Source organism: Streptomyces sp. NPDC017676 (assembly GCF_044329325.1).
In the GTDB taxonomy this organism is placed as follows: Bacteria; Actinomycetota; Actinomycetes; order Streptomycetales; family Streptomycetaceae; genus Streptomyces.
Genome location: NZ_JBIRJA010000001.1, coordinates 559585 through 580236 on the forward strand (window position 1 = coordinate 559585; position 20652 = coordinate 580236).

At 73.0% G+C, this 20652-nt stretch carries 19 protein-coding genes and 1 pseudogene; 16 read left to right on the plus strand and 4 right to left on the minus strand.

Annotation, left to right across the window (positions count from 1 at the left end; genetic code table 11):
- Positions 1-33 precede the first annotated feature (33 nt).
- The 8 genes and pseudogenes from ACH4LD_RS02470 (at position 34) to ACH4LD_RS02505 (ending at position 8818) form a co-directional block, all read left to right on the plus strand.
- Positions 34-1110 carry a nitronate monooxygenase gene (locus ACH4LD_RS02470; protein WP_398053322.1) on the plus strand — a complete coding sequence of 359 codons (1077 nt, stop codon included), beginning with the start codon at positions 34-36 and terminating at the stop codon, positions 1108-1110.
- Entirely contained in the window at positions 1107-1859 is a 753-nt protein-coding gene (locus ACH4LD_RS02475) for a 16S rRNA (uracil(1498)-N(3))-methyltransferase (RefSeq protein ID WP_398053323.1), read from the plus strand. The genes ACH4LD_RS02470 and ACH4LD_RS02475 overlap by 4 nt, the downstream gene beginning before the upstream one ends.
- A gap of 15 nt (positions 1860-1874) precedes the next feature.
- Complete coding sequence (locus ACH4LD_RS02480) at positions 1875-2267, plus strand: VOC family protein (RefSeq protein ID WP_103810772.1); 393 nt, start codon at positions 1875-1877, stop codon at positions 2265-2267.
- Between the two features lie 440 nt (positions 2268-2707).
- Positions 2708-3183, plus strand: a pseudogene (locus tag ACH4LD_RS02485) (hypothetical protein).
- Positions 3184-3230: 47 nt separating this feature from the next.
- On the plus strand, positions 3231-6485 hold the full coding sequence (locus tag ACH4LD_RS02490) for a S41 family peptidase (protein ID WP_398053324.1): 3255 nt from the start codon (positions 3231-3233) through the stop codon (positions 6483-6485).
- Positions 6486-6527: 42 nt separating this feature from the next.
- On the plus strand, positions 6528-6881 hold the full coding sequence (locus ACH4LD_RS02495) for a histidine triad nucleotide-binding protein (RefSeq protein WP_132783521.1): 354 nt from the start codon (positions 6528-6530) through the stop codon (positions 6879-6881).
- Between the two features lie 6 nt (positions 6882-6887).
- Positions 6888-7793, plus strand: a complete 906-nt coding sequence (locus ACH4LD_RS02500) for a ribonuclease Z (protein WP_398053325.1) — start codon at positions 6888-6890, stop codon at positions 7791-7793.
- Between the two features lie 20 nt (positions 7794-7813).
- Positions 7814-8818: an adenosine deaminase gene (locus tag ACH4LD_RS02505; protein WP_398053326.1), complete on the plus strand. Its 1005-nt coding sequence runs from the start codon at positions 7814-7816 to the stop codon at positions 8816-8818.
- Here the strand turns inward: ACH4LD_RS02505 and ACH4LD_RS02510 are convergent.
- Positions 8770-10056 carry an MFS transporter gene (locus tag ACH4LD_RS02510; protein ID WP_398053327.1) on the minus strand — a complete coding sequence of 429 codons (1287 nt, stop codon included), beginning with the start codon at positions 10054-10056 and terminating at the stop codon, positions 8770-8772. The two genes, ACH4LD_RS02505 and ACH4LD_RS02510, sit on opposite strands and share 49 nt — an antisense overlap.
- Before the next feature lie 314 nt (positions 10057-10370).
- Between ACH4LD_RS02510 and ACH4LD_RS02515 the strand changes: the two genes are divergently transcribed.
- The 7 genes from ACH4LD_RS02515 to ACH4LD_RS02545 all read left to right on the plus strand — a co-directional run bounded on the left by ACH4LD_RS02515 (position 10371) and on the right by ACH4LD_RS02545 (position 16916).
- Complete coding sequence (locus ACH4LD_RS02515; protein WP_398053328.1) at positions 10371-11660, plus strand: glucarate dehydratase family protein; 1290 nt, start codon at positions 10371-10373, stop codon at positions 11658-11660.
- 75 nt (positions 11661-11735) lie between these two features.
- Complete coding sequence (locus ACH4LD_RS02520; protein ID WP_103810779.1) at positions 11736-12893, plus strand: carbohydrate kinase family protein; 1158 nt, start codon at positions 11736-11738, stop codon at positions 12891-12893.
- A gap of 365 nt (positions 12894-13258) precedes the next feature.
- Positions 13259-14338 carry a PhoH family protein gene (locus ACH4LD_RS02525; protein ID WP_030657027.1) on the plus strand — a complete coding sequence of 360 codons (1080 nt, stop codon included), beginning with the start codon at positions 13259-13261 and terminating at the stop codon, positions 14336-14338.
- Positions 14339-14350: 12 nt separating this feature from the next.
- Complete coding sequence (gene ybeY, locus ACH4LD_RS02530) at positions 14351-14848, plus strand: rRNA maturation RNase YbeY (RefSeq protein ID WP_132783526.1); 498 nt, start codon at positions 14351-14353, stop codon at positions 14846-14848.
- A 9-nt stretch (positions 14849-14857) separates the two neighbouring features.
- The gene (locus ACH4LD_RS02535) at positions 14858-16159 is read left to right on the plus strand and encodes a hemolysin family protein (RefSeq protein WP_398053329.1); all 1302 of its coding nucleotides are present in this window, start codon (positions 14858-14860) and stop codon (positions 16157-16159) included.
- The gene (locus ACH4LD_RS02540; protein WP_103810781.1) at positions 16156-16515 is read left to right on the plus strand and encodes an MmcQ/YjbR family DNA-binding protein; all 360 of its coding nucleotides are present in this window, start codon (positions 16156-16158) and stop codon (positions 16513-16515) included. The genes ACH4LD_RS02535 and ACH4LD_RS02540 overlap by 4 nt, the downstream gene beginning before the upstream one ends.
- Positions 16516-16562: 47 nt before the next feature.
- Complete coding sequence (locus tag ACH4LD_RS02545; protein ID WP_398053330.1) at positions 16563-16916, plus strand: cytidine deaminase; 354 nt, start codon at positions 16563-16565, stop codon at positions 16914-16916.
- A 71-nt stretch (positions 16917-16987) separates the two neighbouring features.
- On the opposite strand, the gene ACH4LD_RS02550 is transcribed toward ACH4LD_RS02545, so the two are convergent.
- Both ACH4LD_RS02550 and ACH4LD_RS02555 read right to left on the minus strand, forming a co-directional pair.
- Positions 16988-17326, minus strand: coding sequence for a P-II family nitrogen regulator (locus ACH4LD_RS02550; RefSeq protein ID WP_132783530.1), 339 nt, complete (start codon positions 17324-17326; stop codon positions 16988-16990).
- Positions 17323-18636 (minus strand): ammonium transporter, encoded by a 1314-nt coding sequence (locus tag ACH4LD_RS02555; protein ID WP_398053331.1) that lies wholly within the window; start codon positions 18634-18636, stop codon positions 17323-17325. Before ACH4LD_RS02555 ends, ACH4LD_RS02550 begins: the two co-directional genes overlap by 4 nt.
- Positions 18637-18810: 174 nt before the next feature.
- Between ACH4LD_RS02555 and era the strand changes: the two genes are divergently transcribed.
- Positions 18811-19764, plus strand: a complete 954-nt coding sequence (gene era / locus ACH4LD_RS02560; RefSeq protein ID WP_181140230.1) for a GTPase Era — start codon at positions 18811-18813, stop codon at positions 19762-19764.
- On the opposite strand, the gene ACH4LD_RS02565 is transcribed toward era, so the two are convergent.
- The gene (locus tag ACH4LD_RS02565) at positions 19761-20615 is read right to left on the minus strand and encodes a helix-turn-helix transcriptional regulator (RefSeq protein WP_398053332.1); all 855 of its coding nucleotides are present in this window, start codon (positions 20613-20615) and stop codon (positions 19761-19763) included. The genes era and ACH4LD_RS02565 overlap by 4 nt on opposite strands.
- Positions 20616-20652: the final 37 nt, after the last annotated feature.

A 20652-nucleotide genomic window follows, 5' to 3' on the forward strand; every position in this document is an offset into this window, starting at 1 on the left:
GGACTTGTCCGGAGGACGTGACAACATGCGGTCATGTCCTCCGCGCTGACCGATCTCTTCCCCCACCCGATCGTGCAGGCCCCCATGGCGGGCGGTGTCTCCGTCCCGCAGCTCGCCGCCGCCGTCTCCGAGGCCGGTGGCCTCGGGTTCCTCGCCGCCGGGTACAAGACCGCCGACGGCATGTACCAGGAGATCAAGCAGCTGCGCGGGCTCACGAGCCGCTCCTTCGGCGTGAACCTCTTCATGCCGCAGCCCGAGCACGCGGAGTCCGGGGCCGTCGACCTCTACGCGCACCAGCTGGCCGGCGAGGCCGCCTGGTACGAGACCGAGCTGGGCGACCCGGACAGCGGCCGGGACGACGGCTACGACGCCAAGCTGGCCGTCCTGCTCGACGACCCGGTGCCGGTGGTCTCCTTCCACTTCGGCGTGCCGCGGCGCGAGGTGTTCGACAAGCTCCACCGCGCCGGCACCTTCACCCTGGTCACCGCCACCACCGCCGAGGAGGCCCGCGCGGTCGAGCGGGCCGGGGCCGACGCGGTGATCGCGCAGGGCGTGGAGGCCGGCGGACACCAGGGCACCCACCGGGACCTCCCGGAGAACGACGGCGCCGGCATCGGGTTGCTGTCGCTGGTCGCGCAGGTCCGGGAGGCCGTGCGCATCCCGGTCGTCGCCGCCGGCGGCATCATGCGCGGCGGCCAGATCGCCGCCGTCCTCGCGGCGGGCGCGAGCGCCGCCCAGCTGGGCACCGCGTTCGTCGCCACCCACGAGTCCGGCGCGCACCCCCTGCACAAGCGGGCGCTGACCGACCCGCTGTTCCCGCGCACCGAGCTGACCCGCGCCTTCACCGGCCGCCCGGCCCGCGCCATGGTCAACCGCTTCCTGCGCGAGCACGGCCCGTACGCGCCCGCCGCCTACCCCGAGGTCAACCACCTCACCGCGCCGCTGCGCAAGGCCGCCGCCAAGGCCGAGGACGCGCAGGGCATGGCGATGTGGGCCGGGCAGGGCCACCGGATGGCCCGGGAACTGCCCGCGGGCCGGCTGGTGGAGGTGCTGGCGGCCGAACTCGCCGAGGCCCGGACAGCGTTGTCGGCCGGGGGTGGTCCCCGATGACCGCGCCGGTGTTCGTCGTCGACTCGCTGGACGGCGTGGGCCCCGGCTCGGTCGTCGACGTCCAGGGCCCCGAGGGACGGCACGCGGTCTCTGTACGGCGGTTGCAGCCGGGCGAGAACGTGGTGCTCACCGATGGCAGGGGCCGGGGCGCGGCCGGCGTCGTCGTCAGCGTGTCGGGGAAGGACCACCTGGTGGTCGAGCCGTTCGAGTTCCCGGTGGAGCCCGAGCCCAGCCCCCGTATCACCGTCGTACAGGCCCTGCCCAAGGGCGACCGCGGCGAGTTGGCCGTGGAGACGATGACGGAGACCGGCGTCGACGCGATCGTGCCCTGGCAGGCCGCGCGCTGCATCACCCAGTGGAAGGGCGACCGGGGGGCGAAGGCGCTCGCCAAGTGGCGTGCCACCGCGCGGGAGGCCGGCAAGCAGTCCCGCCGGCTGCGCTTCCCGGAGGTCGCCGACCTGGCGGCCACCAAGCAAGTCGCCGCGCTGCTCGGCGCGGCGGACTTCGCCGCCGTGCTCCACTCCGACTTCGACCACGCCGGCGAGCCCCTGGCCACCGCCGAACTCCCCACCGAGGGCGAGATCGTCCTGGTCGTGGGTCCGGAAGGCGGTGTGTCACGGGACGAGTTGGCGCTCTTCGAGGAGGCGGGCGCGAGGGCCTGCGTCCTCGGCCCCACCGTCCTGCGCACCTCCACCGCCGGCACCGCCGCCGTGGCCCTGCTGCTGGGCCGCACCGGCCGCTGGTCCTGACCGCCTGGGGGCACCGTGGAACTCGCCCAGGTCCGGCTCCTGGTCACCGACTTCGCCGCCTGCTACCGCTTCTACGCCGATGTCCTCGGCCTCAAGCCGCAGTCCGGCGCGGTGGAGGGGCCGTACGAGAAGTTCAGCCCGCACGCCGGTTCCGCCGGGATCGCGCTCCAGGACCGCGCGATGATGGCCGAGCTCCTGGCCGAGCTGGGCGACACCGCCACCGGCCACCGGTCCCTGGTCGTCCTGCGCGTCGACGACCTCGACGCCTACTGCGCTCAGGTCACCGCCCGGGGCGCGACCCTGCTGCACGGACCGGCCCCCATGACCGACCGCATGCGCGTGGCCCACCTCAAGGACCCGGAGGGCAACCTGGTGGAACTCCAGGAGTGGCTGCTGCTGCGCGGCTGACGGCGGGCAGCAACGCCCACCCGTCCACGTCACCGGTCACCGGCCCGCGGCGACCCCGCAGTTCGTCGACGAAGGCCCGGACGACGCGAGGTTCATGCAGGTTGACGGTGTGTCCGTGCCGGTCGAAGACCAGACCGGAGTGTCCGTAACCGCCTTCGACCACGCCGGGGAACACGATGCGTGTCACGGTCCCGTCCCGCTGCAGCGAGAGCACCTCCGTGCAGGGTCCGCCGTGGACGTGCCGGTGCCGGACCCTCCACCGGTACTCGGTTCCGTCGGGCAGAACGAGCCGTCTGAGTCTGCGTTCACTGCGCATCGGGCCAGAGTAGACAGCGGCCCCCCGAACGGGTGAGTGGCCGTATCCGGGCTTCCCCGCGGCGGGGGCCGGTGGCACGCTGCCCCGCATGGGGGTTTCGAGGCGGATACGGCGTCGGGCGCGAGTGGTGGCCGTGGCGGGGCTCGTCGTGGTGGGCGGCGGGGCAGTCGTGGCCTGCCGGCCCGGTGGGGGGCTCGGGTCGGCGAGCGTCGCCTACACCACCGACCAGACCGCGACCGCCGCGCTGGAACACCGGCACGTGAACGTCAACTGGCTCACGTGCACCGGCGGTTACCGCGACGACGGTGCGCGCGGCGGCACACCCGCGCCGAGCGAGACCACCGTCGTCTCCGTCGACTGCCGGGGCGAGACGGACGACGGGCGGAAGATCGTCGTCGCCGGGCTGGTCACCAGGGCCGTCGACGGTGCCTGTGTGCGCGGGGACCTGACCGCCGAGGTCGACGGCAGACGGGTGTTCCGCGTCAGCGGGCTCGGCAACTGCTCCGCCCCCTCCGGGCCGACGTACCGGCCGACCACCGGGGGACGGCCGACCGTGCCGTCACCGTCACCCGCACCGTCTGGCCCGTGCCGGGCAAGTGACCCGAAACCGGGAGCGGAGGTACCCGGTCGCTGCGTAGAGTGACGGCGTGACTCAGGGTGCTTCGACGGGAACCACGGCAGACTCCGCCTATCTCCGCTTCCCCCATCTGCGCGGCGACCTGGTGACCTTCGTCGCCGAGGACGACGTCTGGCTCGCGCCGGTCGACGGCGGCCGGGCCTGGCGGGTCAGCGCCGACAACGTGCCGGTGACCAGGCCCCGCGTATCGCCGGACGGCCGGCACCTCGCCTGGACCTCCACCCGGGACGGCGCCCCCGAGGTGTATGTCGCCCCGCTCGACGGGGGCCCCGCCCAGCGGCTGACGTACTGGGGCAACGGCCGTACCGAGGTGCGCGGCTGGACCCCGGACGGACGGGTGCTCGCGCTCGGCGCGCAGGGCCGGCACAGCTTCCGGCACACCTGGGCGCACGCCGTCCCGCTGGACGGCGGACCCGCCGAGACCCTGCCGTACGGCCCGGTCGGCGATGTGGCCCTCGGCCCGGCCACCGTGCTGCTGTCCGCGCCGATGGGCCGTGAGGCAGCGCACTGGAAGCGCTACCGGGGCGGCACGGCGGGCAAGTTGTGGATCGACCGCGAGGGCAGCGGCGAGTTCGTCCGGCTGCACGAGGACATCGACGGGAACATCGAGTGCCCGGTGTGGGCCGGGGACCGCATCGCCTTCCTCTCCGACCACGAGGGCACCGGCGCGCTCTACTCCTCCCTCGCCGACGGCTCCGACCTGCGCCGGCACACCCCGCATGGGGGCACCTCCCGCGCGAGCGAAGCCGAGCGTGGGGGAGGTTTCTACGCCCGCCACGCGGCCGGTGACGGCACCCGCGTCGTCTACAGCTCGGCCGGTGAACTGTGGCTCCTGGACGACCTGGAGGGCGCCGAGCCGCGCCGGCTGGACGTACGGCTCGGCGGACCCCGCGTCGACCTGCGGCCGTACCCCGTCAACGCCTCCCGCTGGTTCGGCGAGGCGGCCCCGGACCACACCGCGCGCGGCAGCGCCGTCTGCGTGCGCGGCGGCATCCACTGGGTCACCCACCGCTCCGGTCCCGCCCGCGCCCTGGCCGCCACCCCCGGCGTGCGCGCCCGGATGCCGCGCGTCTTCCGCGCCGACGGCGAGGAGTGGGTGGTGTGGGTGACGGACGCCGAGGGCGACGACGCCCTGGAGTTCGCGCCCGCGACCGGCACCGTGCCCGGCGCCCCGCCGCGCCGGCTCGCCGCCGGACAGCTCGGCCGGGTCCTGGAGCTGGCCGTGGCACCCGACGGCAGCCGGGCCGCCGTGGCCGCGCACGACGGCCGACTGCTCCTGGTCGAACGCGAGACCGGCGAGGTCCGCGAGGTCGACCGCAGCGACGACGGCGAGGTCTCCGGCCTCGCCTTCTCCCCGGACTCAGCCTGGCTCGCCTGGTCCCACCCCGGCCCCCGCCCGCTGTCCCAGCTGCGCCTCGCCCACACCACCGACCTGTCGGTGACCGAGGCGACCCCGCTGCGCTTCCAGGACTACGCGCCCGCCTTCACCCTGGACGGCAAGCACCTCGCGTTCCTGTCCAACCGCGCCTTCGACCCGGTCTACGACGAGCACGTCTTCGACCTCGCGTTCGTGGTGGGCGCCCGCCCGCACCTGATCACGCTGGCCGCCACCACCCCCTCGCCGTTCGGCCCGCAGCGCCACGGCCGCCCCTTCGAGACCTCCGACAAGGACGAGACCCCCGACGGCGAGGGCACGCCGACCACCCGCGTCGACCTGGAGGGCCTGGCCGACCGCATCGTCCCCTTCCCGGTCGAGGCCGGCCGCTACTCCACGCTCCAGGCCGCCAAGGACGGCGTCCTGTGGCTGCGCCACCCCGTGCAGGGTGTCCTCGGCGCCTCCCGCGCCCACCCCGAGGACCCCGATCCGCACACCGAGCTGGAGCGCTACGACCTCGCCCAGCGCCGTCTGGAGCACCTCGCCTCCGACGCCGACCACTTCGAGGTCAGCGGCGACGGCAAACGCGTCCTGCTGTGGGCCGACGGCCGGCTCCGGGTCGTACCGAGCGACCGCCGCACCGGCACCGACGACGACGGTGACACCAGCGTCACCGTCGACCTCGGCCGGGTCCGGCAGACCGTCGACCCGGCCGCCGAGTGGCGGCAGATGTACGACGAGACCGGCCGCCTCATGCGCGACCACTTCTGGCGCCCCGACCTCGGCGGCACCGACTGGAACGGCGTCCTCGCCCGGTACCGTCCGCTGCTGGCCCGCCTCGCCACCCACAGCGACCTGGTCGACCTGCTCTGGGAGGTGCACGGCGAACTGGGCACCTCGCACGCCTACGTCATCCCGCGCGGCGGTTCCGGCCGCCGCGCCCGGCAGGGCCTGCTGGGCGCCGACATCTCCCGCCACGAGGACGGCAGCTGGCGCATCGACCGCATCCTGCCGTCGGAGACCTCCGACCCGCAGGCCCGTTCCCCGCTCGCCGCGCCCGGTGCCGCGGTCCGTCCCGGTGACGCGATCATCGCGGTCGCCGGTCACCAGGTCGACCCGGTGACGGGCCCGGGCCCGCTGCTCGTCGGCACGGCCGGCCAGCCGGTGGAGCTGACCGTCTCCCCGGCCGGCGGCGGCGAACCCCGGCACACGGTCGTCGTCCCCATCGCCGACGAGGAGGCCCTGCGGTACCACGCCTGGGTCGCCGATCGCCGTGCCCATGTGCACGCGGCCTCCGCGGGCCGCCTCGGCTACCTCCACGTCCCGGACATGCAGGCCCCCGGCTGGGCCCAGATCCACCGTGACCTGCGCGTCGAGGTGGCCCGTGAGGGCCTCGTCGTCGACGTCCGCGAGAACCGCGGCGGCCACACCTCCCAGCTCGTGGTCGAGAAGCTGGCCCGCCGGATCATCGGCTGGGACCTCCCGCGCGGCATGCGCCCCACCAGCTATCCGCTGGACGCCCCGCGCGGCCCGGTCGTCGCCGTCGCCAACGAGTTCTCCGGCTCCGACGGTGACATCGTCAACGCGGCCATCAAGGCCCTCGGCATCGGCCCGGTCGTCGGCACCCGCACCTGGGGCGGCGTCATCGGCATCGACAGCCGCTACCACCTGCTCGACGGCACCCTGGTCACCCAGCCGAAGTACGCGATGTGGCTGGAGGGCGTGGGCTGGGACGTGGAGAACCACGGGGTGGACCCCGACGTGGAGGTCGTACAGAGGCCCCAGGACTGGGTGGCGGGCCGCGACGCCCAACTGGACGAGGCGATCAGGCTCGCGCTGGAGGCGCTGGAGACCAGTCCCGCGAAAACACCGCCGGGTATGCCGACCTGACCGACTACGATGCCCACCGTATTGATCACAGGAGGCACACCCATGGCCGGAGAGCCGCAGAACGACTGCCTGTTCTGCAAGATCGTCGCGGGCGAGATCCCGGCGACGATCGTCCGCGAGACCGAGACGACCGTGGCCTTCCGGGACATAAACCCCCAGGCCCCGACGCACGTCCTGGTGATCCCCAAGGCCCACTACGAGAACGCGGCCGAGCTGGCCGCGGGCGCCCCGCAGCTCGCGGCCGACGTGCTCGCCGAGACCAAGGCCGTCGCCGACGAGGAGAAGCTGGACAGCTACCGCCTCGTCTTCAACACGGGCAGCGGCGCCGGCCAGACCGTCTGGCACGCCCACGCCCACGTCCTCGGCGGCCGTGGCCTGCAGTGGCCGCCCGGATAGGCAGCCGTGTCCGTCCGTGAACTGGTGGTCCTCGGCACCGCCAGCCAGGTCCCGACCCGGCACCGCAACCACAACGGCTACCTGCTGCGATGGGACGGCGAGGGCCTCCTGTTCGACCCCGGCGAGGGCACGCAGCGGCAGATGCTGCGCGCCGGGGTCGCCGCCCACGACCTGAACCGGATCTGCGTCACGCACTTCCACGGTGACCACTCCCTCGGCCTCGCCGGGGTCATCCAGCGGATCAACCTCGACCAGGTGCCGCACGAGGTCACCGCGCACTACCCGCGCTCGGGGCAGCGCTTCTTCGACCGGCTGCGTCACGCGACCGCCTACCGCGAGACCGTCGGCCTGACCGAGGCCCCGGTCGCCGCCGACGGCATCCTCGCGGTGACCCGGTCGTACACCCTGGAGGCCCGCAGGCTCTCGCACCCGGTCGAGTCCTACGGCTACCGCCTGATCGAGCCCGACGGCCGCCGCATGCTGCCCGACCGGCTGGCCGCGCACGGCGTCAGGGGCCCGGACGTGGGCCGCCTCCAGCGCGAGGGGCGGCTCGGGGACGTGACGCTGGAGGACGTCAGCGAGGTGCGGCGCGGGCAGCGGTTCGCGTTCGTCATGGACACCCGGCTCTGCGACGGCGTGCACGCGCTCGCGAAGGGCTGCGACCTGCTCGTCATCGAGTCCACCTTCCTCGACGAGGACGTGGAACTCGCCATCGAGCACGGACATCTGACGGCGGGGCAGGCCGCCGCCGTCGCCCGGGACGGCGGCGTGCGGCATCTCGTGCTCACCCACTTCAGCCAGCGCTACACCGACCCCGGGGAGTTCGAGCGGCAGGCGCGGGCAGCCGGGTTCGAGGGGGAGCTCACCGTGGCCTACGACCTGCTGCGGGTGCCGGTTCCGAAACGGCGGTAAAACACCCGTACGATGCTTTGATGCCCCTCCCGAAAGCAGAATTGCACCTCCATATCGAAGGCACGCTGGAGCCGGAGCTGGCCTTCGAGCTGGCCGCCCGCAACGGCGTGGCCCTCCCGTACGCGGACACCGACGCACTCCGCGAGGCCTACCGGTTCGAGGACCTCCAGTCCTTCCTGGACCTCTACTACGAGCTGATGGCCGTCCTGCGCACCGAGCAGGACTTCGCCGACCTGGCGAACGCGTACCTCGCGCGGGCCGCCGCGCAGGGCGTGCGGCACGCGGAGATCTTCTTCGACCCGCAGGCCCACCTGGCCCGGGGCGTGGCGATGGGCACGGTCGTGGAGGGGCTGTGGCGGGCGCTCGGCGGCAGCGAGGCCGCCCACGGCGTCTCCACCAAGCTGATCATGTGCTTCCTGCGGGACGAGTCCGCCGAGTCGGCGCTCGCCACCCTGGAGGCCGCGAAGCCGTACCTGGACCGGATCACCGGGGTCGGCCTGGACTCCGCCGAGGTCGGGCACCCTCCGCTGAAGTTCCGGGAGGTGTACGAGGCCGCCGCCGCGCTCGGGCTGCGCCGGGTCGCGCACGCCGGCGAGGAGGGGCCGCCGGAGTACATCACCGAGGCGCTGGACATGCTCGGCGTGGAGCGCGTCGACCACGGCCTGCGCTGCATGGAGGACCCCGCGCTGGTCGAGCGGCTGGTGCGGGAGCGGGTTCCGCTGACGCTGTGCCCGCTGTCCAACGTCCGGCTCCGGACCGTCGACACGCTCGCCGGCCATCCCCTGCCCGCCATGCTCGACGCCGGCCTGCTGTGCACGGTCAACTCCGACGACCCCGCGTACTTCGGCGGGTACGCGGGCGACAACTTCGCGGCCGTGCACGAGGCCCTGGGACTGTCGCGGGACCGGCTGCGCGACCTGGCCCGCAACTCCTTCCTCGCCTCCTTTCTGGAGGACGACGAGGAGCGCAGGGCCCGCTATCTCGCGGAGGTCGACGCGTACGAGTTCGGGGACGCCGTCTCGTAGGCGCGCTGAGCGGGTACAGCGGGCGTGTCCACCGGGACTTCGACGACCGGGACATCGGTGACCGGGGCTCCGGCGGCCGGGGCTCCGGCGGCCGGGACGTCCACGGCCGGCAGGGGGCGCCTGCCCGTCCGCAGCGCGACCGCCGTCATCGGTACGGCGATCAGCAGCAGCCCGGCGCCGAGCACCCGCCCCATCGCCGGGAAGCCCGCCCCGGCCGCCAGCACACTGCCCGCGAGCGGTCCCGCCGCGGTGCCCAGCGAGGACGCCGAGCCGACCAGGACCGTCCAGCGGCCGCGCGGGTCCAGGGACGCGGCCAGGGCGATGACGTAGGACAGCACGACCGGGTAGAGCAGGTTCCAGGCGATCTCGCCCGCCGCGAACGCGGGCAGGTCCGTGGCCGCCGCGCTGAGCGCGACGCACCCCGCGATGAGGGCGGTACCGGCGCCGATGGGCAGGGCCCGGCCCAGCCGCGGGCCGAGCGCGCCCGCGCCCACCACGCCGAGGAGTCCGGCGCCGAGCGCGACCGCGAAGACCGCGCCGACCGTGACCTCGCTGAGGTGGGCCTGGTCGAGGCCGATCCGGCCGCTGACGCCCCACAGGGCGTTCTGGGCGAGGGACCAGCAGGGCATCGCGGCGGCCAGCAGCAGGCCGGCGCGCCGGTGGGGGAGGCGGTCGTACCCGACGGCCGGGCGGGCCGGGGCGGTACGGCCGGACAGGCGGCCGGTGAGCGGCCAGACGGCGAGCGCGGTCAGCGCGAGGGCGGCGAGCGGGAGGCCGTGTCCCGGGCCGAGGTGAGGGATCGTCAGGTACAGCGCGCCCGCGAGGGCGGAGACGCCGAGCAGGCCGAGGGTGGTGACCCGGTGCGGGTCGCGCTGTCCGGCGATGCCGCTCGCGGCCACCGCCGTGACCGTGCCGGAGCCCAGGCCGCCGACGACCGCGCCCGCGACGACGGCCGGTACGGCGCCGGTGAGGGCGGCGCCGCCGTAGCCGAGGGCGGCGAGCGCGAGGCCGGCGCGAGCCAGGACGCGGGGCCCGGTCCGGTCGACCCGGGAGGCCAGCAGAAAGCCGGAGGTCGCCGAACTCAGCAGCAGGGCGCTGCCGGTGGCCCCCGCCTGGGTCGCGGTGAGCGGGAGTCCGCTGTCGAGTCTGCCGACGGTGGTGGGCAGCAGGTACGGGGCGAGGTACCCGGCCGCGAACAGGGCGACGAGGGGCCGGGGCAGGGTGCGGGGGGCGGACACGGGCGTTCCCAGGGCAGGCGGAAGTGCGGCTCGGTGAAGGGGAGATGGCTGCGGCCGTCGACGGACAGGAACGCGCGAGCAAGTTGTATCAAGCACGCGGTTCCGGAAGAAGTCCGGTGGGTGTGATCCGGACCACGGTTGTGTTTGGGGGTGGTGCGCGGGGGTAGGAGCTTCTAGCCTCTGTTCTCATATGTGGATGTCATTCACAAGAGGAGATGGCCAGATCGGCGGTGCCCGGCCCCGCCCGACGGCTTCCGCGTCGTCGGCCTGAAGGCCCTCCTCGCCGCCGGACCCGACCTCGTAGGAGCCTCCCCGTGACCCGTGACCTGACCATCGCCGAGGTGCGGCTGACGCCGATCCTGGTCGCCGACCCGCCGCTGCTCAACACCCAGGGCGTGCACCAGCCGTACACCCCCCGGCTGATCGTGGAGATCGTCACCGCCGACGGGACCACCGGGCTCGGCGAGACCTACGGCGACACCAAGTACCTGGAGCCGGCCCGGTCGCTGGCCGAGCGGCTCACCGGACGGTCGGTCATGGACGTGAACGGGCTCTTCGGGATCGATCTCGCCGTGGACGCCTCCCGGATCGAGGGCCAGGCGGACGCGGGCGGGCTGCGCGGGGTGCAGACCGCCGACAAGCTGCGGCTGTCCGTCCTCTCCGCCTTCGAGGTCGCCTGCCTCGACGCCCAGGGCAAGGCGCTCGGGCTGCCCGTGCACGCGCTGCTCGGCGGCAAGGTGCGGGACGCGGTCGAGTACAGCGCCTACCTCTTCTACAAGTGGGACGGGCACCCCGCGGGCGTCCCCGCCGAGCCGGACGAGTGGGGCGCCGCGCTCGACCCGGCCGGTGTGGTGGAACAGGCGCGCCGGCTCCAGGAGCGGCACGGCTTCGGCTCGTTCAAGCTCAAGGGCGGGGTGTTCCCGCCCGACGAGGAGATCGCCGCCGTCCGCGCCCTCGCCGCGGCCTTCCCCGGCCACCCGCTGCGGCTCGACCCCAACGGCGCCTGGTCGGTGGAGACCTCGCTGAAGGTCGCGAAGGAACTCGGCGACGTCCTGGAGTACCTGGAGGACCCTACGCTGGGCACGCCCGGCATGGCAGAGGTCGCCGCCGGCACCGACGTTCCCCTCGCCACCAACATGTGCGTGACCACCTTCGGCGAGATCAAGGAGGCGTTCACGAAGGACGCCGTGCAGGTCGTCCTCTCCGACCACCACTACTGGGGCGGACTGCGCAACACCCAGCACCTCGCCGCGATCTGCGCCGCCTTCGGGGTCGGGGTGTCCATGCACTCCAACACCCATCTCGGCATCAGCCTCGCCGCGATGACCCAGGTGGCGGCCACGGTCCCCGACCTCCACCACGCCTGCGACTCCCACTACCCCTGGCAGTCCGAGGACGTCCTCACCGAACGGATCGCCTTCGACGGCGGCCGGGTCGCGGTGTCCGACGCGCCGGGCCTCGGCGTCGAACTGGACCGGGACGAACTGGCCCGGCTGCACCGGCGGTGGGCCGAGGACGACGGCTCGCTGCGCGACCGTGACGACGCGGCGGCGATGCGCGCCGCCGAACCGGACTGGAGGACACCGGCGATGCCCCGGTGGTGACCCGGCGCCGCACGGCATCCCGGTGCGTGACCTGGTGCACACTGGCCAGAACCGCACCACGCCAGGGAGCGCACCGTGACGCCGTCGCACACCCTCACCGGAGAGGAACCGGAACACCTCACCCAGGCAGCGCGCTGCCAGACCCAGGTCGACCCGCTCGCCGCGCTGCGCGCCCCCGGTGACCCTCCCTGGGACGTCTACCTCACCGGCACGGTCTTCCTCGACATCATCTTCACCGGCCTGGAGTCGGCGCCGGTGCGCGGCACCGAGTCCTGGGCCCGGGGGATGGGCTCCAGCCCCGGCGGGGTCGCCAACATGGCCGCCGCCCTGGCCCGGCTCGGCCTGCGGACCGCCCTCGCGGCGGCCTTCGGCGACGACCACTACGGCGAGTACTGCTGGGACGCGCTGGAACAGGGCGAGGGCATCGACCTGTCCGCCTCGCAGACGGTGCCCGGCTGGCACTCGCCGGTGACCGTCTCCATGGCCTACGAGGGCGAGCGGACCATGGTCTCCCACGGGCACGAGCCGCCGGCGGAGGCGGTGCTCCTCCAGGAGGAGGCCACCGCCCGGCCGCCCCGCGCGCGGGCCGCCGTCGCCTCCCTCACGCCCGGCCGCAGCGCGCCCTGGATCGCGCAGGCCGCCCGCGCCGGCACCCGCATCTTCGCCGACGTCGGCTGGGACGAGACGGGAGCGTGGGACCTGTCCGGGCTGGCCGACCTGGAGCACTGCGAGGCCTTCCTGCCCAACGCGGAGGAGGCCAAGCGGTACACCGGCACCGACTGTCCGCGGCTCGCCGCGCACGCCCTGACCGAGTACGTGCCGGTCGCCGTGGTCACGCTGGGCTCGGACGGCGCCTACGCGGTGGACCGGCGGACCGGGGAGACGGCGGAGGTGCCGGCGATCGAGGTGGAGGCGCTGGACCCGACCGGGGCGGGGGACGTGTTCGTCGCCGGGTTCGTGACCGGGTCCCTGGCGGGGTGGCCGCTGGCCGACCGGCTGGCCTTCGCCGGGCTCACGGCCGCGCTGTCGGTGCAGGAGTTCGGGGGGTCCCTGTCGGCGCCGGGGTGGTCGGAGATCGGGGCGTGGTGGCGGCGGGTGCAGTCCCTGCCGGGGCAGTCGCCTGCGGCGCTCCGGCGGTACGAGTTCCTGGAGGGCCTGGTGCCGGAGGAACTGGACCGGCCGTGGCCGCTGCGGCGGGCCGTGCCGACCATCGGGTTCCGCCGGTCCGGCTGACGTACCAGGGGGCTCCGCCCCCTGGACCCCCGTCTGCCCACCCACCCACCCGACTCGGCCGACTGGGAGGTGACCCACGGGCGTGCGGCTCGGTGGGCTGGAAGGCCGGCGGGGTGTGGCTCGGATGGCGGAGAGTGGGGCCAGGGCGACTCGACCGGCCCGGGGCGAGGCTCGTCGGGTGTGGCTCGGGCGGCTGCGGCGTCGCCGACGTGTGGTTCGGGTGCGCCGTGTGCGGGCTGTCGGGGGGTGGTCGTATGAAAAGCCCTACGGTGTTGTCAGCCCCCCGTCGTACTCTTGGGAGTGCGAGGCCGCCCTCAGCTACGCGGCCGTGACGAGGAGGAAGCGCAGGCCTTAAGAGCCGGCCCATGACACAGACACCCACAGCTCACACCCCCGCGCAGGAGCAGGCGAGAGCGCAGTTCACCGTCCCCGCCCAGCACCCCATGGTGACCGTGCTGGGTTCCGGCGACTCCCTCCTGCGTGTGATCGAGAGGGCCTTCCCGGCGGCCGACATCCACGTCCGGGGCAATGAGATCAGCGCGGTCGGCGACCCGGTCGACGTCGCCCTCATCTCGCGCGTGTTCGAAGAGATGATGCTGGTGCTCCGCACCGGGCAGCCGATGACGGAGGACGCAGTGGAACGCTCGATCGCCATGCTGAAGGCGAGCGAGGCAGGGACGAGCGACGGCCTGGAGACCCCGGCCGAGGTGCTGACGCAGAACATCCTGTCCTCGCGTGGCCGTACGATCCGCCCGAAGACCCTCAACCAGAAGCGGTACGTCGACGCGATCGACAAGCACACGATCGTCTTCGGCATCGGACCCGCCGGTACCGGCAAGACCTACCTGGCCATGGCCAAGGCCGTGCAGGCCCTCCAGTCCAAGCAGGTCAACCGGATCATCCTGACCCGTCCGGCGGTGGAGGCGGGCGAGCGGCTCGGCTTCCTGCCCGGCACGCTCTACGAGAAGATCGACCCGTACCTGCGCCCGCTGTACGACGCGCTGCACGACATGATCGACCCGGACTCGATCCCGCGGCTGATGGCGGCCGGGACGATCGAGGTCGCGCCGCTCGCCTACATGCGCGGCCGCACGCTCAACGACGCCTTCATCATCCTGGACGAGGCCCAGAACACGAGCCCCGAGCAGATGAAGATGTTCCTCACCCGCCTCGGCTTCGACTCGAAGATCGTGATCACGGGTGACGTGACGCAGGTCGACCTGCCGAACGGGCAGAAGTCGGGCCTGAGGCAGGTGCAGGAGATCCTGGAGGGCGTCGAGGACGTCCACTTCTCCCGGCTGTCGTCCCACGATGTCGTACGGCACAAGCTGGTGGGCCGTATCGTCGACGCGTACGAGAAGTACGACAGCAAGTACGGCACCGAGAACGGCGCCCCCAAGGGCGTGCGTGGCAAGTCCGGCGCCAAGGGCACCAAGGGGAAGTAGACCAGCACGACCATGTCGATCGACGTCAACAACGAGTCCGGCACCGAGGTAGACGAGCAGGCGATCCTGGACATCGCCCGCTACGCGCTCGCGCGGATGCGCATCCACCCGCTCTCCGAGCTCTCGGTGATCGTCGTGGACGCCGACGCCATGGAGCAGCTCCACATCCAGTGGATGGACCTGCCCGGCCCCACCGATGTCATGTCGTTCCCGATGGACGAACTGCGCCCGCCGTCCAAGGACGACGACGAGCCGCCGCAGGGGCTGCTCGGCGACATCGTGCTGTGCCCGGAGGTCGCCGCTAAGCAGGGGGCGGAAGCCCCGACGCGGCACTCCATGGACGAGGAGCTCCAGCTGCTCACCGTCCATGGCGTGCTGCACCTGCTCGGGTACGACCACGAGGAGCCTGACGAGAAGGCCGAGATGTTCGGGCTCCAGGCCGCCATCGTGGACGGATGGCGGGCCGAGCGCGGTCTGACCGGGCCGTCCCCGGCCCCGACCGTCTCGTAAGCGGGCCGTATGTCTCCGCAGATCGTGATCGGCGCGATCGCGCTGGTCGTCGTGGCCTGGCTCGCCGCCTGCGCGGAGGCGGGCCTCGCCCGCGTCTCCAGCTTCCGCGCCGAGGAGGCCGTGAAGTCCGGCCGGCGCGGCAGCGCCCGGCTCGCCCAGGTCGCCGCCGACCCCACCCGCTATCTGAACGTGGCCCTGCTGGTCCGCGTGGCCTGTGAGATGGCCGCCGCGGCCCTGGTGACGTACGCCTGCCTCCAGGAGTTCGCCGCCACCTGGCAGGCCCTGCTGGTCGCCATCGGCGTCATGGTCCTCGTGTCCTACGTCGCCGTGGGGGTGTCCCCGCGCACGATCGGCCGCCAGCACCCGGTCAACACCGCGACCGCGGCGGCCTACGTGCTGCTGCCACTGGCCCGGATCATGGGCCCGATCCCCTCCCTGCTGATCCTCATCGGCAACGCCCTCACGCCCGGCAAGGGCTTCCGGCGCGGGCCCTTCGCCTCCGAGGCGGAGCTGCGCGCGCTGGTCGACCTCGCCGAGAAGGAGTCGCTGATCGAGGACGACGAGCGCCGGATGGTGCACTCGGTCTTCGAGCTGGGCGACACGCTGGTGCGCGAGGTCATGGTGCCGCGGACCGACCTGGTCACCATCGAGCGCTTCAAGACCATCCGGCAGGCCCTCACCCTCGCCCTGCGCTCCGGTTTCTCCCGCATCCCGGTCACCGGCGAGAGCGAGGACGACATCGTCGGGATCGTGTACCTGAAGGACCTGGTCCGCAAGACGCACATCAGCCGGGACGCGGAGGGCGACCTGGTGTCCACGGCGATGCGCCCGGCCGTGTTCGTGCCCGACACCAAGAACGCCGGCGACCTGCTGCGCGAGATGCAGAAGGAACGCAACCACGTCGCCGTCGTCATCGACGAGTACGGCGGCACCGCCGGGATCGTCACCATCGAGGACATCCTGGAGGAGATCGTCGGCGAGATCACCGACGAGTACGACCGGGAACTCCCGCCCGTGGAGGATCTCGGCGACAACCGCTTCCGGGTCACCGCCCGCCTGGACATCACCGACCTCGGCGAGCTGTACGGCCTGGAGGAGTACGACGACGAGGACGTGGAGACCGTCGGCGGGCTGCTCGCCAAGGCACTCGGCCGCGTTCCCATCGCCGGGGCCTCCGCCGAGGTCGAACTGCCCGACGGGCGCAGCCTGCGCCTGACGGCGGAGGCCGCGGCCGGCCGCCGGAACAAGATCGTGACGGTGCTGGTGGAGCCCGTGCCCGTGCCCGTCGTCGAGGAGGAGCCGGCCGAGTGACGCCCCAGGAGCTGCGCGCCTTCTGCCTGTCCTTCAACGCGGCCGTGGAGGACTTCCCGTTCAGCCCGGAGATCTCGGTCTTCAAGGTGCTGGGCAAGATGTTCGCCCTGACCCACCTGGACGCGCGGCCCCTCACGGTCAACCTCAAGTGCGACCCGGAGGACGCCATCCGGCTGCGCGGCGAGCACGAGGGGCTGATCGTCCCCGGCTGGCACATGAACAAGCGGCACTGGAACACCGTGACGGTCGACGGGGAGTTGCCGGACCGGCTGGTCCGGGAGCTGATCGAGGACTCGTACGACCTGGTGGTGGCCGGTCTGCCCCGGGCCGAGCGGCTGCGGCTCGACCGTCCGTGAGCGCACCCGTGCCGGGCGGGCCTCCCGGGGCTTCGTATGCTCGGGGCATGACCGAGAGCAACGCGCTTGATCCCGAGGACCGCAAGATCGTCACCCTGGCCCGTTCCGCGCGGGCCCGCAACGGCGTGCCCGAGGGCGCGGCCGTGCGGGACGAGACCGGGCGCACCTATGTCGCCGGGTCGGTGGAGCTGGCCTCGCTGCAGCTGAGCGCGCTGCGTACGGCGGTTGCCATGGCGGTGGCCTCGGGGGCGCGGTCGTTGGAGGCAGCGGCGGTGGTGAGCGACGCGGATTCCGTGCCGGGCGAGGACAGGGCCGCCGTCGCCGACCTGGGTGGTCCCGAGACGCCGGTCTTCCTGGCCTCACCCGACGGCACTGTGCGGGGCACCGTTTCCGCCGGCTGAGCGATTTCCCAAACGCCTGCCCGCTGTCGGCTGACAGGCCGCCGCCGGGGTGCTGACCGGGACGCTGCTGGTCAGAGCGCGTCGGGTCCGCGCTCGCCGGTCCGTACCCGGACGACCGTCTCCACGGGAACGGCCCACACCTTGCCGTCCCCGATCTTCCCGGTCCGCGCGGCCCTGACGACCGCCTCGATCACGTCGTCGGCGGTGGCGTCCTCCACCACGACCTCGATGCGCACCTTCGGCACCAGGTCGACGCGGTACTCGGCCCCCCGGTAGACCTCGGTGTGGCCGCGCTGCCGGCCGTAGCCGCTCGCCTCGGTCACGGTCAGCCCGTGCACGCCCAGTTCCTGCAGGGCGGTCTTGACCTCGTCCAGCCGGTACGGCTTCACGATCGCGGTGATGAGCTTCATGCCTCAGGACTTACCTTCTGGGCGGAGAGGGAGAGGACGGACGAGCTGACCGGGGCGCCATGACCCAGGACGCCGTGATCGTATGCGGTCTCGGCGTGCACCGTAAGGTCCAGGCCGGTGTGCTCCTGCTCCTCGCTCGCCCGGAGGCCCAGCGCCTTGTCGAGCAGCTTGCCCAAGCCGTACGTCACGGAGAAGGCGTACACCGCGACGACCACCACGGCGAGAAGCTGCTTGCCGAGCGGGGCGAGCCCGCCGCCGTAGAACAGGCCCTCCGCCCCGCCGGTCATCGCCTTCTCGGCGAACAGGCCGATCAGCAGGGTGCCGATGACGCCGCCGACCAGGTGGACGCCGACGACGTCCAGGGAGTCGTCGTAGTTCAGCTTGAACTTCCAGCTCACCGCGTAGGAGCAGACGACACCCGCGGCGAGGCCCACGACCAGGGCGCCGAGCAGGGAGACCGTGCCGCAGGACGGGGTGATGGCGACCAGGCCGGCCACCGCGCCGGAGGCGGCGCCCAGGGTGGTCGGGTGGCCGTCGCGCCGCTGCTCGACGAAGAGCCAGCCGAGCAGGCCGGTGCAGCCGGCGGCGAGCGTGTTGAGGAACGCGGCGGCGGCCAGGCCGTTCGCGCCGAGCGCGGAGCCGGCGTTGAAGCCGAACCAGCCGAACCAGAGCAGACCGGCGCCGAGGACGACCATCGGCAGGTTGTGCGGGCGCATGGCGTCCTTCTTGAAGCCCAGGCGGGGGCCGAGGACGAGGCACAGGGCCAGTCCGGAGGCGCCGGAGGTGATCTCGACGGGCAGACCGCCCGCGAAGTCCAGGGCGCCCAGCTTGTCGAGGATCCAGCCACCCGGGCCCCACACCCAGTGGGTGACCGGAACGTATACGAGGAGCGTCCAGAGCGGTACGAAGACCAGCCACGCCGAGAACTTGGTGCGGTCGGCGACCGCGCCGCTGATCAGGGCGGCCGTGACGACCGCGAAGGTGAGCTGGAAGGTGGCGAACAGGAGGGCCGGGACCGTGCCGTGCACGCTGTCCGGGCCGAGCCCGCGCATCCCGGCCTGGTGGAGACCGCCGATCAGCCCGCCGCCGATGTCGTCGCCGAAGGCGAGGGAGTAGCCGGCCGCCAGCCACACCACCGTGACCAGGGCGATCGACACGAAGCTCATCATCAGCATGTTGAGGACGCTCTTCGTGCGGACCATGCCGCCGTAGAACAGGGCCAGGCCCGGGGTCATGAGCAGGACGAGGGCGGTGGCGGCGAGCAGCCAGGCGGTGTCGCCGGTGTTCACATGGTCTGCGGCGAGGGTCACGGGCGTCTCCAACGGGTGGGGGCTGCGTCAGAGGGTCACCGGTGTGCGTTTCCGGTCGCGTACGGGTGTGTTTCCGTGACGTTTCGTTGCGTGCGGGTTTCCGGAAGCTCACCGCCCGGGGTGCGCGGTGGGCGTGGTGCCGTGCCGCTCTGTGGATCAGGGAGAATGGGCGGCATGAGCGTTCGCACCCAGACTTCCGAGCAGCCGGCCGAGACCGCCCACCGCGCCGGCTTCGCCTGCTTCGTGGGCCGCCCCAACGCGGGCAAGTCCACCCTCACGAACGCTCTGGTCGGGCAGAAGGTGGCGATCACCTCCAACCGGCCCCAGACCACCCGGCACACGGTGCGGGGCATCGTGCACCGGCCCGAGGCCCAGCTCATCCTGGTCGACACCCCCGGGCTGCACAAGCCGCGCACGCTGCTCGGCGAACGCCTCAACGACGTCGTGCGCACCACCTGGGCCGAGGTCGACGTGATCGGCTTCTGTCTGCCGGCGGACCAGAAGATCGGCCCGGGCGACCGGTTCATCGCTAAGGAACTGGCGGGGATCAGGAAGACCCCGAAGGTCGCCATCGTGACGAAGACCGACCTCGTCGACTCCAAGACCCTCGCCGAGCAGCTCATCGCCATCGACCAGCTCGGCAAGGAGCTGGGCATCGAGTGGGCGGAGATCGTGCCGGTGTCCGCGGTCGGGTCCAAGCAGGTGGACCTCCTGGCCGACCTCCTGATCCCGCTGCTGCCGGAGGGGCCCGCCCTCTATCCCGAGGGCGACCTGACGGACGAGCCCGAGCAGGTGATGGTGGCCGAGCTGATCCGGGAGGCCGCGCTGGAGGGCGTCCGGGACGAGCTGCCGCACTCCATCGCGGTCGTCGTCGAGGAGATGCTGCCGCGCGAGGACCGGCCCGCCGACCGTCCGCTGCTGGACATCCACGCCAACGTCTACATCGAGCGCCCCAGCCAGAAGGGCATCATCATCGGCCCCAAGGGCAAGCGCCTGAAGGAGGTCGGCATCAAGTCCCGCAAGCACATCGAGGCGCTGCTGGGAACGCCCGTCTTCCTGGACCTGCACGTGAAGGTGGCCAAGGACTGGCAGCGGGACCCGAAGCAGCTGCGCAGGCTCGGGTTCTAGCCGACGGCTTCCGTGGGGGTCATGTCCTGCGTCCCCACCACCCGCAGCAGTTGCAGCCTCTCGTGCGACTCGGTGCCGGGCCGGGCCGTGTGGATGATGAGGTGGTGGTGGCTGTGGTGGCTCAGCAGGACCTCGCAGTCCAGTTCCAGCAGGCCCACCACCGGGTGCCGGAAGCGCTTGGTGCCCGGGCGGCGCAGGGACACCTCGTGTGCCTCCCAGAGCCGGGCGAACTCCTCGCTCTCCGCGCGGAGTTCGGCCACCAGAGCCGCCGGTTCCGGGTCGTCGGGGCGGGCCGCGGCCACCGCACGGAGGTTGGCCACGTGGTCCCGGGCGTGTGCCGGAAGGTCCTCCGGCGGGAACAGCGCGCGAGCCGTGGGGTCGAGGAAGAACCGGCGGGTGAGGTTCCGCTCGCGCGGCGGGCGGGCGAGCATGTCTCCGACCAGCGCCTTGGCCAGCGCGTTCTGCGCCAGAACCGCCCCCAAGTCCGTGACCACCTGCGCCGGTGAGTCGTAGAGCCGGTCCAGGACCAGCAGCAGTCCGGGCCGGACATGGGCCGAGGCCGCGTCCCGACGCGGCGGCTCCTCGCCCACCAGGTGGAACAGGTGGTCCCGTTCGTCGTCCGTCAGCCGCAGCGCCCGGGCGAGCGCCGTGAGCATCTGCCGGGACGGGCGCGGACCCCGGGACTGCTCCAGGCGCGTGTAGTAGTCGACCGACATCCCGGCCAGCGCCGCGACCTCCTCCCGGCGCAGTCCGGGGGTGCGGCGGCGGGCGCCGGGCGCCAGGCCCACGTCGGACGGTTCCAGACGGGCGCGGCCACGGCGCAGGAAGTCGGCGAGTTCGGCTCGGTTCACCCCTCCAGGCTGCGGCAGACCGGCCGGCTTATCCAGG